This is a genomic window from Thalassobaculum fulvum, assembly GCF_014652915.1.
In the GTDB taxonomy this organism is placed as follows: domain Bacteria; phylum Pseudomonadota; class Alphaproteobacteria; order Thalassobaculales; family Thalassobaculaceae; genus Thalassobaculum_A; species Thalassobaculum_A fulvum.
Map to the genome: position 1 here is coordinate 264,552 of NZ_BMZS01000002.1, position 14,167 is coordinate 278,718.

At 70.9% G+C, this 14,167-nt stretch carries 16 protein-coding genes; 11 read left to right on the top strand and 5 right to left on the bottom strand.

Annotation, left to right across the window (positions count from 1 at the left end):
• Positions 1–25: 25 nt before the first annotated feature.
• A complete protein-coding gene (locus IE246_RS04440) occupies positions 26–1,759 on the bottom strand; it encodes a thiamine pyrophosphate-binding protein (protein ID WP_229836380.1) in 1,734 nt (577 codons plus the stop codon).
• A 191-nt stretch (positions 1,760–1,950) separates the two neighbouring features.
• Here IE246_RS04440 and IE246_RS04445 point away from each other — a divergent pair, with 191 nt between their 5' ends.
• From IE246_RS04445 to IE246_RS04490, 10 genes are all read left to right on the top strand, one after another.
• Positions 1,951–2,193 (top strand): hypothetical protein, encoded by a 243-nt coding sequence (locus IE246_RS04445; RefSeq protein ID WP_189987735.1) that lies wholly within the window; start codon positions 1,951–1,953, stop codon positions 2,191–2,193.
• 163 nt (positions 2,194–2,356) lie between these two features.
• Positions 2,357–2,581 (top strand): hypothetical protein, encoded by a 225-nt coding sequence (locus tag IE246_RS04450; RefSeq protein WP_229836384.1) that lies wholly within the window; start codon positions 2,357–2,359, stop codon positions 2,579–2,581.
• A gap of 72 nt (positions 2,582–2,653) precedes the next feature.
• A complete protein-coding gene (locus IE246_RS04455; protein ID WP_189987737.1) occupies positions 2,654–2,899 on the top strand; it encodes a hypothetical protein in 246 nt (81 codons plus the stop codon).
• Positions 2,900–2,989: 90 nt separating this feature from the next.
• Positions 2,990–3,700: an RraA family protein gene (locus tag IE246_RS04460; RefSeq protein WP_189987738.1), complete on the top strand. Its 711-nt coding sequence runs from the start codon at positions 2,990–2,992 to the stop codon at positions 3,698–3,700.
• A gap of 26 nt (positions 3,701–3,726) precedes the next feature.
• Positions 3,727–5,001, top strand: coding sequence for a glycerate kinase type-2 family protein (locus tag IE246_RS04465; protein WP_189988098.1), 1,275 nt, complete (start codon positions 3,727–3,729; stop codon positions 4,999–5,001).
• The gene (locus IE246_RS04470) at positions 4,998–5,657 is read left to right on the top strand and encodes a ferredoxin (RefSeq protein WP_189987739.1); all 660 of its coding nucleotides are present in this window, start codon (positions 4,998–5,000) and stop codon (positions 5,655–5,657) included. Before IE246_RS04465 ends, IE246_RS04470 begins: the two co-directional genes overlap by 4 nt.
• Positions 5,658–6,285: 628 nt before the next feature.
• Positions 6,286–7,959 carry a formate--tetrahydrofolate ligase gene (locus IE246_RS04475; RefSeq protein ID WP_189987740.1) on the top strand — a complete coding sequence of 558 codons (1,674 nt, stop codon included), beginning with the start codon at positions 6,286–6,288 and terminating at the stop codon, positions 7,957–7,959.
• A gap of 413 nt (positions 7,960–8,372) precedes the next feature.
• Positions 8,373–8,579: a cold-shock protein gene (locus IE246_RS04480; RefSeq protein ID WP_189987741.1), complete on the top strand. Its 207-nt coding sequence runs from the start codon at positions 8,373–8,375 to the stop codon at positions 8,577–8,579.
• 84 nt (positions 8,580–8,663) lie between these two features.
• Positions 8,664–8,945 (top strand): translation initiation factor IF-1, encoded by a 282-nt coding sequence (gene infA / locus IE246_RS04485; protein WP_189987742.1) that lies wholly within the window; start codon positions 8,664–8,666, stop codon positions 8,943–8,945.
• A gap of 40 nt (positions 8,946–8,985) precedes the next feature.
• On the top strand, positions 8,986–10,338 hold the full coding sequence (locus tag IE246_RS04490; RefSeq protein ID WP_189987743.1) for a DEAD/DEAH box helicase: 1,353 nt from the start codon (positions 8,986–8,988) through the stop codon (positions 10,336–10,338).
• Between the two features lie 66 nt (positions 10,339–10,404).
• Here IE246_RS04490 and IE246_RS04495 read toward each other — a convergent pair whose 3' ends face one another.
• Positions 10,405–10,635, bottom strand: a complete 231-nt coding sequence (locus IE246_RS04495; protein ID WP_189987744.1) for a hypothetical protein — start codon at positions 10,633–10,635, stop codon at positions 10,405–10,407.
• Between the two features lie 90 nt (positions 10,636–10,725).
• Positions 10,726–11,589 carry a S49 family peptidase gene (locus IE246_RS04500; RefSeq protein ID WP_189988099.1) on the bottom strand — a complete coding sequence of 288 codons (864 nt, stop codon included), beginning with the start codon at positions 11,587–11,589 and terminating at the stop codon, positions 10,726–10,728.
• Between the two features lie 198 nt (positions 11,590–11,787).
• On the opposite strand from IE246_RS04500, the gene IE246_RS04505 reads away from it, so the two are divergent.
• A complete protein-coding gene (locus tag IE246_RS04505) occupies positions 11,788–13,080 on the top strand; it encodes an NCS2 family permease (protein ID WP_189987745.1) in 1,293 nt (430 codons plus the stop codon).
• A gap of 21 nt (positions 13,081–13,101) precedes the next feature.
• On the opposite strand, the gene IE246_RS04510 is transcribed toward IE246_RS04505, so the two are convergent.
• A complete protein-coding gene (locus IE246_RS04510; protein WP_189987746.1) occupies positions 13,102–13,893 on the bottom strand; it encodes a tRNA1(Val) (adenine(37)-N6)-methyltransferase in 792 nt (263 codons plus the stop codon).
• Positions 13,871–14,089, bottom strand: a complete 219-nt coding sequence (locus tag IE246_RS04515; protein WP_189987747.1) for a putative signal transducing protein — start codon at positions 14,087–14,089, stop codon at positions 13,871–13,873. The genes IE246_RS04510 and IE246_RS04515 overlap by 23 nt, the downstream gene beginning before the upstream one ends.
• Between the last annotated feature and the right edge of the window lie 78 nt (positions 14,090–14,167).

The following is a 14,167-nucleotide window of genomic DNA, read 5'->3' on the forward strand; positions in this document are numbered from 1 at the left end:
CACCGGCCTCTGCGCTACCCTGCCGCTACGCCACCCATTCGCTGACCGGCGCGCGGGCCTCGTGCAGCGGCTGGCAGAGCACGTCGACCAGGGTCGGCCCGCCGTGCTCGAGCGCCTTCTTCAGGGTGCCGTCCAGCTCGGCCGGATCGGTCACGGTCCAGGCCTTCACGCCGAACGCCTCGGCGACCCTGGCGTGGTCGGTGCGGCTGAAGTCGACCGAATAGTAGCGCTGGCCGAAGCCGGTCTTCTGGCCGGCCTTGATCCAGCCGTACACCGCGTTCGACACCACGATCATGGTGATCGGCGCGCCCAGCCGGACGATGGTCTCGAGCTCGCCGGCGGTGAAGCCGAAGCTGCCGTCGCCCATGACGCTGACCACCTTGGCCGACGGCCGGCCGTACCAGGCGCCGGTCGCCGCCGCCATCGAGTAGCCGAGCGCGCCGTGTGCCCGGTTCGAGAAGAACCGCCGACCGGTCTGCTCCCAGTCGAGATAGGCGGAAAGATAGGGGCACGGCGTGCCCGGGTCGGCGACCACCACCGACTCCGCCGGCAGCACCCGCTGCAGCGACGCCACCAGCCGCTCCGGCCGGATCGGCATCTCGTCGCTCTCGGCCAGCTCGCGGAACGCCGCATACTTGCGGCGCCTGGCATCGGCGACCTTGGCGGCGGCGTCGGCGCCATCGCGCGTCACCCCCTTGGCGGCCAGCGTCGTCGCGAGCGCAGCCAGACCCAGCTTGGCGTCGCCGACCAGCGCGACCTCGGTCGGGTAGGTCGCGCCGATCACCTGCGGGTCGCTGTCGAGATGCACGACCCGGGTCTTGCCGGGCTCGGGGAACCGCCAGCGCTCGGTGGTGACCGAGCCGGCCCGGCAGCCCACGAAGAACACCAGGTCGGCCTGCATCAGGACCTCGCGGGTCTCGACCACGCCACCGTTGCTCCCCACCACGCCGAGCGCCAGCGGATGGCCGTCGCCGATCGCGCCCTGGCCGCTGATGGTGGTGGCGACCACTGCGCCGAGCGCTTCCGCCACCGCCCGCAGTTCGTCGAAGGCGCCGGCGATCACCGGTCCGCCGCCGACCACGATCACCGGGAACTTCGCCGAGGCCAGCGCGTCGGCCGCCGCCTCGACCGCCGCCGGATCCGGGGCGCTGCGCCGGGCCGGCCAGGTGCCGAGCGCCGGGTCGCCCCACACGTCGTCGGCGTCGACCGGGCCCTTCTGGACGTCGAACGGCAGGCCGATATGGGCCGCCCCCGGCCGGCCGGTGGTCATCGCCCGGAACGCCGCCCGCAGGGTGCGCGGCACGTCCTCGGCCCGGTCGAGCACGGTGTTCCACTTGGCCAGCGGCCGGAACAGCGCCTTCTGGTCGAGCTCGGTCAGCGCGTACTTGCCGCGCGAGCCGACCGCGATGTCGGTGGTGATGGCGAGAATCGGCACCGAGCTCTCGTTGGCCTCGACCACGCCCGGCAGGATGTAGGTGGCGCCGCCGCCCGACGGTCCCTCGCACACCCCGACCTTGCCGGACACCCGGGCGTAGCCGTCGGCCATGTAGGCGGCCGAGCGCTCGTCGCGGGTCAGCACGTGGCTGATGCCGCCACCGATCCGGTGCAGGGCATCGTAGAACGGCAGGCTGGTGTCGCCGCACAGGCCGAAGATGCGGTCGACGCCGTGCGCCTCCAGGGTCCGCACCACCGCCTCGGCCCCGCTCATCCGGTTGGCGCCCCCGCCCGAGGCTCCGTCACCAGCTGTCTGACTGCTCATCTGTCCTGCTCTCGACTCGTCGTACGACATGCAACGGCGCCGACGATACGCGAGCCGGAAGCAAAGACAAGGCGGCGGGAGGCCGCCGGCGCTCCAGGACGGAACGGCTCGACCGAGGGCAGCGAATCGGTTACGAGAGTATGCGAATCGGTTTTTAAGCAATTTTTCTAATTCATCGCCTGGGCTCAGCCATGCCGCGTCGCCTGCTCCTCGCCGCCGAGATCGTAAGGGACGTCGCCGCCAACGGGTCGGTCGACCTGGACAGCGATGCGCTGACCCGCCTCGCCGAGACCCTGGAGGGCGAGGCCCAGCGCCTGATGGCGCTCAACAATCTCAATCCGAACATCGATGCCGAGATGCAGCGGATTCTGCCGACCATCCGGCACCTGGCCGCGGTGTTCTGTCCGGAAGCGGTGTCGCCTCTGCGCGACTGACCCGGGCCGCGTCGCACACGCTGCGCCGCCACCTTTAATCAAATGTAAACGAAATTCACGACACCTTCGGCTGGCGAACTGGCCTGGGCGTTTCGTCGATCGGGCCACCGCATGGTCGTCGAAGGACACTCAAGCGAGGTCGTGTATGCCCGGACGCCTGCTGATGGCCGCCGAGATTCTGCTCGACGTCGCACGAACGGTGAACGCCGCCGACCGCCCGTTGCTCGAAGCTGCAGCGGCCGAACTGACCGAGCGGGCAACTGAAATCTGCGGGAAACGGGTCCTGCCGCACGGCGTGAAAACCGACGTCGAAGCCATGCGGTCGTCATTTTTCCGGCAATCGGACGGACTTGATAGACAAGCAAGCCAAACTACATCGTATCAGTGATCGACGGCCCGATTCCATCAGCGTTCTTAACCTGTTGACGCCCGTACAACCGCTCTGTCGGAGAGTTCGCTCATGCCCAGACGACTGCTTCTTGCAGCCGAGATCATCGCGGACGTGGTGCAGACCAGTTCGGAGCAGGAACGTACCCGTTTGCTGGCCGCGGCCGACAACCTGCGGTCGCTGGCGGACGAGATCGGCGAGCGTTCCGGCCTCGAGTTGAACTACAGCCCGCAGATGGAGCGGCTGCGTCCGGCGATTCGCCGCCTCGCGGCGGCCTTCGACCCCGAGATCGAGAGTGGCGCCGATCGGATGATCTGAGCGGGGCGACGTGAACGGGGGCAGGTGAAGCTTCCGATTGTCGTGGTCCTCTCCCGGCGACACACTGGTCCTCCTGCGAGGAGGTCCCCCATGAATGAAACCTACGACCGGCTGCGCGCCGTCGGCACCGCCACGGTGTCGATGCAGCTGCTGAAGCGCGGCATCCGCCACCATGCGGTCGCCGGGGTGAAGCCGCTGACGCCCGACCAGGGCTGCGTGGTCGGCCCGGCCTACACGCTCCGCTTCCTGCCGCTGCGCGAGGACCTGTCGGACCCGTCGGTGCTCGGCGCCCCCGGCTACGGCCCGCGGGTCGCCATCGAGGAGTGCCCGCCGGGCGCGATCCTGGCGGTCGAGGCGCGCGGCGTGGCGACCACCGGTACCCTCGGCGACATCCTGGCCGCCCGGCTGGCCAGGCGCGGGGTCGCCGCCGTGGTGGCCGACGGCGCGGTGCGCGACCGCAAGGGCGTGGCCGCCACCGGCCTGCCGATCTGGTGCCTGGGCACCGCCGCGCCGGCCTCGATCACCGAACTGTCCGGTGGCGCCGTGCAGGGCCCGATCGCCTGCGGCGACGTCACGATCTTCCCCGGCGACGTGCTGGTCTGCGATTCCGACGGCGTGGTGGTGGTGCCGGCCGGCATCGCCGAGGCGGTCACCGCCGACGCGGTCGAGCAGGACCGTTTCGAGCGCTGGGTGCAGGCCCGGGTCGAGGAGGGCCGCGCCACCATCGGCCTGTACCCGCCGAACCCCGAGACCAAGGCCGAGTACGAGGCCTGGAAGGCGTCCGGGAGCGAGACCCCGTGATCGATTCGGAAGCTTTGCTGCGCCGGATGTTCGACGCCGCCCTGGCGGCCGCCGACCCGAAGGTCTGCCTGCCGCCGTTCCTGGTACCGCTGGCCAAGGCGCCGTGCGCCGGCCGCACCGTGGTGATCGGCGCCGGCAAGGCCGCAGCGGCGATGGCGGCGGCGACCGAGGCGGTGTGGGCCGAGCACGCGCCGGACGCTCCGTTGGAAGGCCTGGTGGTCACCCGCTATGGCCACGGCTGCCCGACCGACCGCATCGAGGTCGTGGAGGCCGCCCACCCGGTGCCGGACGCCGCCGGGCGCGAAGCCGCCGGGCGGATTCTGGAGCTGGTGCGCGGGCTCGGGCCCGAGGACCGGGTGGTCGCGCTGATCTCCGGCGGCGGCTCGGCCCTGCTGGCGCTGCCGGCCGAGGGCGTGACCCTGGAGGACAAGCAGGACGTCAACCGCGCCCTGCTGAGGTCCGGCGCCTCGATCCACGAGATGAACGCCGTGCGCAAGCACTTGTCGGCGATCAAGGGCGGTAGGCTGGCCGCAGCCGCGGCGCCGGCGCGGGTGCACGCCTACCTGATCTCCGACGTGCCGGGCGACGACCCGGACGTGATCGCCTCCGGGCCAACGGTCCCTGATACGACCACCCTTTCCGATGCCCGCGCGGTGCTGGCCAAGTACGGGATCGAGCCGCCGGCGGCGGTGGCGAAGGCGCTGTCGGACCCGGCGTTCGAGACCCCGAAGGCCGGCGACAAGCTGTTCGGGCGGGTCGAGACCGTGATGGTCGCCCGCCCGCAGGCCTCGCTCGAGGCCGCCGCCGAGGTGGCGCGCGCGGCAGGCGCCACGCCGGTGATCCTGGGCGACGCCATCGAGGGCGAGGCCCGCGAGGTCGCCATGGTGATGGCCGGCATCGCGGCGCAAGTCGCCCGCCACGGCCAGCCGGCGGAGGCCCCGGCGGTGCTGCTGTCCGGCGGCGAGACCACGGTGACGGTGCGCGGCAGCGGGCGCGGCGGGCGCAACGCCGAGTTCCTGGCGGCGCTGGCGGTGGCGGTCGAGAAGCGCTGCGGCGACGTCGCCGACCGGATCGCCGCGGTCGCCGGCGACACCGACGGCATCGACGGCACCGAGGACAACGCCGGCGCCCTGTTCCTGCCCGGCGACCTGGCGCGGGCCCGGGCGACCGGCGTCGACCTGACGGCGCGGCTGGCGAACAACGACGGCTATGGCGCGTTCGAGGCCCTCGGCCGGCTGCTGGTCACCGGCCCGACCCTGACCAACGTCAACGACTTCCGCGCGGTGCTGGTGCTGCCGTGAGCCCGGCGGGCGAGCCGGGCGACTGGTGGGAAGAGCTGCGGGCGGCGGTCGAGCCGTTCGGGTTCCGGCTGAACGGCGGCTTCAACGACGAGGACGGCGGCACGGTGGCGATGATCGGTCACGCCGGCCCGCTGCTCTGGCAACGCTTCAGCGCCGAACAGCCGGACGGCCCGGATCCGCTCGACCGCTGGACCCGTTCGACCCTGGCCCCGGTCGCCGTCCGCTTCGGCGCCGCGCTCGTGCTGCCGAACGACGGCCCGCCCTACCGGCCGTTCCAGCGCTGGGCAATGCGCGCCGAGCCGGTGCATCCGACCCCGCTCGGCCTGCTGATCCATCCGCGATACGGCCTGTGGCACGCCCTGCGCGCGGCGATGCTCTTCGCCGACACGCGCGAGGTGCCGGAGCGCGCCGAGACGCCGTCGCCCTGCGACGCCTGTGCCGACCGCCCGTGCCTGACCGCCTGCCCGGTCGGCGCCTTCGACGGCACGACCTACGCCGCCGACCGCTGCGCCGCCCACGTCAGGAGCGCAGCCGGCCGCGACTGCCGCGAGTGCGGCTGTCTGGCCCGGCACGCGTGCCCGGTCGGGAAAGGGTGGGCGTGGGCCGACGAGCAGCAGTGGTTCCACATGGCGAGCTTCCTGGCAGGCCGGAGCTAGCGTCGGCCGGCCCTTCGCGGCCCGAACCGCCTCATCGCAACCCTCGCGTGCGTTCGCGTTCTTGGTTACAGTCGGCGCAGCCCAGGACACTTGACGTCGCGGCACAGTGTCAGCCGATGGAACAGAACATCGATGGCGGACCTCAGAGGCTGTTGGCTTGAAAATATCTACTATGCTGACTGCCCTTCTCCCGAAGACGGGCCGTCCCTTCTGACTAAGCTCGCCATTTTCCTGTGCGTTGTGGTTATATCAATAATTTTATTGTTTCTTCTTCATACGATTCAGAAACGAAAAGACCAACTCAGGGACGAAGCGTTGCAGCGTTATAAGAACAACGATCTAATGCGTCGGTTAATTATCATAACGAATTCTGAAAACCCGATCGCAGCGATCGCCGCAGTGGCTCTGCTGATATTCGTTTGGACGATCACGAAGTTCGGTCTTTTTTGAAGATGACTGCACGGGCCAGAGGTCCGCGGCTGCCCCTGCCCAAGTCAAGGAAATGGATCAGCGATCCCCGAGACGCCCCCGAACCCTTGAGCGTCGGAAATCGCACACCGCGGCCCGCCTGTTGCGCTACCGTCCCGGCCATCCGCACCGCATTCGGCCCGAGGGAGGGAATCCGGCCATGGTGAAGTCCGACATCGAGATCGCCCGCGAGGCAAAGATGAAGCCGATCATGGAGATCGGCGCCGGCCTCGGCATCCCGTCCGAGAGCCTGATGCCCTACGGGCACACCAAGGCCAAGATCGACCTCGGCTACATCGATTCGCTGAAGGACCGGCCGGACGGCAAGCTGATCCTGGTCACCGGCATCAACCCGACCGCCGCCGGCGAGGGCAAGACCACCACCACGGTCGGGCTCGGCGACGCGCTGAACCGGATCGGCAAGAAGGCGGCGATCTGCCTGCGCGAGCCGTCGCTCGGGCCGTGCTTCGGGGTCAAGGGCGGGGCGGCCGGCGGCGGCTATGCCCAGGTGGTGCCGATGGAGGACATCAACCTCCACTTCACCGGCGACTTCCACGCCATCGCCGCCGCCAACAACCTGCTGGCGGCGCTGATCGACAACCACGTCTACTGGGGCAACGCGGTCGGGCTCGACCCGCGGCGCATCACCTGGCGGCGAGCGCTCGACATGAACGACCGGGCGCTGCGGTCGATCGTCAACTCGCTGGGCGGGGTCGCCAACGGCTTCCCGCGCGAGGACGGCTTCGACATCGTGGTCGCCTCCGAGATCATGGCGATCCTCTGCCTGTCGACCGACCTCGACGACCTCAAGCGCCGGCTCGGCGCGATCGTCGTCGGCTACACCCGCGACCGCAAGCCGGTGCACGCCCGCGAGCTCGAGGCCGACGGCGCCATGACCGTGCTGCTCAAGGACGCGCTGTCGCCGAACCTGGTGCAGACCCTGGAGAACAACCCGGCGTTCATCCACGGCGGGCCGTTCGCCAACATCGCCCACGGCTGCAACTCGGTAATGGCGACCAAGGCCGCCCTCAAGCTCGCCGACTACGTGGTCACCGAGGCCGGCTTCGGCGCCGACCTGGGGGCCGAGAAGTTCTTCGACATCAAATGCCGCAAGGCCGGGCTGGCACCGGCCGCCGCGGTCGTGGTGGGCACCGTGCGGGCGCTGAAGATGCACGGCGGGGTCGCCAAGGAGGACCTCGGCACCGAGAACGTCGAGGCGGTTCGCCGCGGCGTGTCGAACATCGCCCGCCACGTCGAGAACACCCAGAAGTTCGGGGTGCCGGTGGCGGTCGCGCTGAACCGCTTCATCACCGACACCGACGCCGAGATCGCCGCGGTGCGCGAGGAGCTGGCCTCGCTCGGGGCCGACGCCATCGTGTGCAACCACTGGGCCGACGGCTCGGCCGGCACCGTCGACCTGGCCCACCACGTGGTCGAGCTGGCGGAGTCCAGGCGCGCCGCCTTCAAGCCGCTGTACGGCGACGAGGTCGGGCTGGAGGACAAGGTCCGCACCATCGCCCGCGAGATCTACCGGGCCGACGACATCGCGGTCGACGCCAAGACCCGCGCCCAGTTCAAGGAGATCGAGGCGCTCGGCGGGGCGAACTTCCCGGTCTGCATCGCCAAGACCCAGTACAGCTTCTCGACCGACCCGAACGCCAAGGGCGCGCCGACCGGCCACACCCTGCCGGTGCGCGAGGTCCGGCTGTCGAACGGCGCCGAGTTCGTGGTGGTGATCTGCGGCGAGATCATGACCATGCCGGGCCTGCCGCGGGTGCCGGCCGCCAACAAGATCACCCTGAACGCCCAGGGCCAGATCGAGGGGCTGTTCTAGCCTCGGGGCGCTGAGTGGGTTGGGGCGCTGAGTGGGTTCCGGCTCCGTCCCGCCACCGGCGGTCCGGTCCGGAATGACGACAGGAAGGAGGACGGACGCCGCTCTCCTCTCTCGTCGTCATTCCGGACGGCAGCGCCCAAGGCGCGGCCGATCCGGAACCCACCCGCGCGACCGGCGTCGAGGTCCCCCGGCAAACCGGTGCAGAAGCGCCACACCCGGCGTCGCACAGCACCTGTCCGTTAAGATATTTTCTTGCGCGGAACCGCGGCTTGCCCCATATACGAGGCCATCGAACGCGCTTGGGCGTTTCCGAGTCACGGCACGACCGCGAAGTTGGTTTTCTCCCAATCTGCAGTTTGATTTCCCCGCCGCAAAGGTGCGGCGGGTCGTTCCACGTTTGGGAGATGACCCCAATGGCTACCGGTACTGTTAAGTGGTTCAACGCGACCAAGGGCTACGGCTTCATCGAGCCGGAGGACGGTTCCTCTGACGTTTTCGTCCACATCTCGGCGGTCGAGCGCGCCGGCATGGGCGGGCTCAACGAGGGCCAGAAGGTTTCGTTCGAGGTCGAGCGCGGTCGCAACGGCAAGTACGCCGCGACCGATCTGCGCGCCGTCTGAGCGGACCGGGCTTGGTGATGCGTCCGGCCTGTCGCGTGACGGCCGGCCGGGCGCATCCCACCGTCAACCGCCGAGGAGCGAGTATTGGCCAAGGATGACATGATCGAATTCGAAGGCGTCGTCCGCGACGTCCTTCCCGACGGGCTCTATCGCGTCGAGCTCGACAATGGCCACGACATCATCGCCTACACCGCCGGCCGGATGAAGAAGTTCAAGATCCGGATCCTGGCGGGTGACCGCGTGACCGTCGAAATGACGCCCTACGACCTGACCAAGGGTCGTATCAATTTCCGACACAAGGACGAGCGCTCCGGGGGCCCCGGCCCCGGCGGACCGCGCCGCCAACCCCCGCGCAAGCGCCGTTGACGCACCGCGTCCGGCGCCTCGCGCGCATTCGAGGAACTACATGACCGTTCAAGACTTCCGCGGGCTCGGCCTCGCCGACGCCATTCTGCGGACCGCCGCCACGTGCGGCTTCGACACCCCGACGCCGATCCAGGTCGGCGCGATCCCGCCGCTGATGGCCGGCCGCGACCTGCTGGGCCTGGCCCAGACCGGCACCGGCAAGACCGCCGCCTTCACGCTTCCGATGCTGCACCGCCTGGCCGCCGAGGGCGCGCGCGACAAGCGCATCCCGAAGGCGCCGCGGGCGCTGATCCTGACCCCGACCCGCGAGCTGGCGGTGCAGATCGCCGGCACCGTGGAGACCTTCGGCCGGCCGCTCGGCCTGCGCCAGGCGCTGGTCCACGGCGGCGTCTCGGCCCGCCCGCAGGCGGTCGCCCTGCAGCGCGGCGTCGAGGTGCTGATCGCCACCCCGGGCCGGCTGCTCGACCTGATCGACCAGCGCGCCGTGTTCCTGGACCGGATCGAGTACTTCGTGCTCGACGAGGCCGACCGCATGCTCGACCTCGGCTTCGTGCGCGATGTCCGGCGGATCGCCGCCCTGGTTCCGGCCGAACGGCAGACCGCGCTGTTCTCGGCCACCATGCCGCCGTCGATCGAGGAACTCGCCGCCAGCCTGCTGCGCAAGCCGGAGCGGGTCGAGATCACCCCGACCACCACCCCGATCGAGCGGATCCGCCAGAGCGTGATGTTCGTCGACCGCCCGAACAAGCGGGCCCTGCTGGCCCGCCTGCTGGCGGCGCCGGAGGTGTCGCGGGCCATCGTGTTCGTGCGCACCAAGCACGGCGTCGACCGCGTGGTCGACTCGCTGCGCCGCGCCGGCCTGCAGGCCGAGGGGCTGCACGGCAACAAGAGCCAGGGCGCCCGCCAGACCGCGCTCGACGCGTTCAAGCGCGGCCGCCTGCCGATCCTGGTGGCGACCGACATCGCGGCCCGCGGCATCGACGTCCACGAGGTCAGCCACGTGGTCAACATGGACATGCCGGACGTGCCGGAGACCTATGTCCACCGCATCGGCCGCACGGCGCGTGCCGGCGCCGACGGCGTCGCCGTGTCGTTCTGCGAGACCGAGGAGATCGGCAACCTGATGGCGATCGAGTCGGCGACCCGCCGCAAGATCGAGGTCGACGCCGGCCACGAGTTCCACGACGGCGGCATCGAGGCCGAGTACCGCTCCGGCCGGCGCCCGCCGGTCGCCGCCTCGCAGCGCGCCCGCCGCACCAACGCCGGGAACGGCAATGGCGGTCGGCCGAAGCAGAACGGTCAGAAGCAGCGCCCGGGCCGCCCGCAGGGCCAGCAGCGCAGCGGCAACGACCGGTTGCGCCGCCGCGCCGCCGAGGCCCGCCCGTCAGCCTGACGGGCGGCCCCCGGGTCGCGGGATTTCCGGCACTACCACGGTTGCGGCCGGCCCGGCCTCGCAGGGTCAGACGCGGTCGTCCCGCTTGTCTTTGGCCACGTAGTTCCCGCGCTCGTCCTTGACCAGGTCCAGGACGCCGTCGCCTTCCTCGCGACGGTCGCGGGGGGTCGGATCGGTGCGAGACGACCGCTCGGCCTTGCGCGAGCGCGCGTCGTCAAGGCGGCCGATCAGCTTGAACCCGTACCAGACGGCGCCGAGGATGGCCACGAGCGCCAGGATCTTCGAAACACTGAACATACGTCCTCTTTTAACCCGCGAACGCGGCAACGCAAGGGCGACGCTCGCCGCCCGGCACTACCGGCACGACCCTGAAACCGGATTCCGGGTTCACAGCCCGAACCGCGACCACAGTGCCCGCTCCTCGACCGCGCCGATCAGGCCGTCGGCCAGGCCGGCCAGCGCGCCGTCGGCCGCCCCCGGCCCGTCGGCACCCGCCAGGCCGAGCCGGCGCGCCAGTCCCGGGCTGCGCGACAGTACCCGGAACCGGGTGCGCGCACCGTAGCGCTCGCGCAGGGTTCGACGCAGCTCGCCCTCGCCGTCGGCCAGCCCGAGCTCGACGCTGCGGGCCCCGGTCCAGAACTTGCCCTCCAGCAGCTCCGGCTCGTCCTCCGGCTTCAGCCGGTCGCCGCGCCGGCTGCGCACCCAGGCGATGAAGCGGGCGTGCATCTCCTGCTGGATCGCCGTCAGGTGCTCGACGTCCTCCGCCTGTTCCGGCCGGAACGGGTCGAGCAGCGACTTGCGGCTGCCGGCCGTGTGGACCCGCCGCTCGACCCCGAGGCGGGCAATCGCGTCCTGGAACCCGAAGCTGGCGCTGATCACGCCGATCGATCCGACGATCGAGGTCGGCGTCACCCGGATCTCGTCGGCGGCGCAGGCCAGCCAGTAGCCGCCGGACGCCGCCACGTCCTCGACGAAGGCGATCACCGGCTTGTCGTACTCGGCCGCCAGATCGCGGATCCGGCCGGCGATCAGCTCCGACTGCGCCGGCGAGCCGCCGGGCGAGTTCACCACCAGGGCGACGGCGGTCACCGACCGCGGCCGGAACGCCGCCTGCAGGAGCGGGCCGACCGCGTCGACCGAGAGGCCGCGGCGCAACGGGCCGAGGCTGCCGATGACGCCGCGCAGCGGGACGACCGACACGATGGGCGGCCGGCTGCGCACCCTGTCGAGGATGGGATCGTACCAGGACATTGTCGCTAGATAGGGCACCCGGCGCCTCGCCACAATGCGCGACGGGTTCCGATTCCCTGTGGTTAACGCGCCTGCCGAGACCGCCGGAACCGGCCGCATCCCGTGGATTCCGGCCCCTGCTCGACACCCGGCGGCGGCGCTCGCACACTCTGTGAATTGACCGGACGGTCGAGTCCGGTCCCATCGCGGGGGGTGCGCATGCTCGAATCCACCTTCAGGCTCTCCGAGCACGGGACGACGGTCCGGACCGAGGTGCTGGCCGGCATCACGACGTTCCTGACCATGGCCTACATCATGTTCGTGAACCCGTCGATCCTGGCGGCGACCGGCATGGACCAGGGCGCGGTGTTCGTCGCCACCTGCCTGGCGGCGGCGGTCGGCACGCTGATCATGGGCCTGTACGCCAACTACCCGATCGCGCTGGCGCCGGGCATGGGGCTGAACGCCTACTTCACCTACGGCGTCGTCATGGGCATGAACTACTCCTGGCAGGTCGCGCTCGGCGCGGTGTTCCTGTCGGGCGTGCTGTTCATCATCCTGTCGCTGCTGCCGGTCCGCGAATGGGTGGTGAACTCCATCCCGCGCTCGCTGAAGATCGCGATCTCGGCCGGCATCGGCCTGTTCCTGGCGATCATCGGCATGAAGAACGCCGGGATCGTGATCGACCACCCGGCCACCCTGGTCGGGCTCGGCGACATCTCGTCGGCGCCGGTGCTGCTGGCCGCCGCCGGCTTCCTGGCGATGGTGGTTCTCGACTACCTGCGGGTGCCGGGCGCGATCATCCTGTCGATCCTCGGCGTCACGCTGGTCGGCGTGATCATGGGCGTCAGCCCGCCGGGCGGCGTGATGTCGATGCCGCCGAGCCTGGCGCCGACCCTGATGCAGCTCGACATCGTGGGCGCCCTCAACGTCGGGCTGATCGCGGTGGTGTTCGCGTTCTTCTTCGTCGACCTGTTCGACACTGCCGGGACCCTGGTCGGCGTCGCCCACCGGGCCGGGCTGCTCGACGAGCAGGGCCGGCTGCCGCGGCTCAAGAAGGCGCTGATGGCCGACTCCGTCGCCACCGTCGTCGGCGCCGGCCTCGGCACCTCGACCACCACCAGCTACATCGAGAGCGCGGCCGGCATCCGGGCCGGCGGGCGGACCGGGCTGACCGCCTGCGTGGTCGCCCTGCTGTTCCTGCTCGGCCTGTTCTTCTCGCCGCTGGCCGGCACCATCCCGGCCTATGCCACGGCGCCGGCACTGGTCTACGTGGCCTGCCTGATGGCTCGCGGCCTGTCCGAGCTCGACTGGGAGGACCTGACCGAGTACGCGCCCGGCGTGATCGCGGCGATCTCGATGCCGCTGACCTTCTCGATCGCCAACGGCATCGGCTTCGGCTTCATCGCCTATGCGGTGGTGAAGGTGCTGACCGGCCAGGGCGCCAAGGTGTCGGCGGCGGTCTACGTGATCGCGGTCGCCTTCGTGGCGAAGTTCGTGCTGATCTCCTGATCGGCCTGCACGCCGGTGGCGTCACGCCACCGGGCCCTGTGCCCCGAGATCGAGGCCGGCGCCGCGCAACGCGGCGTCGGCCGTCTTCGTATAGCCGCCGTCCTCGGCGTGCAGGACCAGCCCGGCCGCCAGCCGCAGCGGCCCCCTCACCCCCTTGCGGGCGGTCACGACCACCCGCCGGGCGTCGCGCCCCGGCTTCGGCCACAGCGGGAACACCACCACCTCGCCGAAGCCGTGCTGCAGCGGTGCCAGCAGCTCGGCCAGCCGGTCGGCCCGGTGCACCACGGTCAGCCGTCCCTTGTGCCGCAGGCAGCGCCGCGCCCGCCCTATCCAGGTAGCGACGTCGACGCCGGCCTCGACCCCGGCGGCGGCACGCCCGGGGTGCGGCGACGGGTCGGCGCGGCCGGGCGGCAGGTAGGGCGGGTTGCTGACGACGTGGTCGAAGCCGCCTTCGCGCCAGTCCGGCGCCAGCGCCGCGACGTCGGCCTCGACCACCTCGACGCCGTCGGTCACGCCGTTGAGCGCGACATTGGCGCGCGCCAGCGCGGCCATCTCCGGGTCGCGCTCGACCGCGACCACGCGCAAGGCCGGCTCGCGCGCCAGCAGGCACAGGAACACCGCCCCGGCCCCGCATCCCAGGTCCAGCACCCGCTCGCCGGGCCGTGCCGGGACCGCGGCCGCCAGCAGGACCGGGTCGACCGCCGCCCGGTAGCCGTCGCGCGGCTGCCGCAACCGCACCCTGCCGCCGAGCAGCGCGTCCTCGGTGACCGCCTCGTCACTGACCGGGTCGTCAGCCGGCGTCGAGGCGCTCACCCGCCGCCTCCAGCACGCGGCGCGCCCGGTCGTGGTCGTCGCCGGTGACCATCAGGCGCCGGGGGATGGCCCCGGCGCTGCCCTCCAGGACGCTCATATGGCCGTCGAGAACCAGCGACTCGATGCCTTCGGCCCGGAGCAGCGCCTCCAGATATGACAGCCTTACCAGATCGTTGGTGCGGAGCAGCTCCCGCATGCGGCGTTGCGCCTCCGGGCTGGGTGTGACCGGTTGTTGACTTGACCGAGATTGGGGCCTTTCTATGCTCGCTTCCAG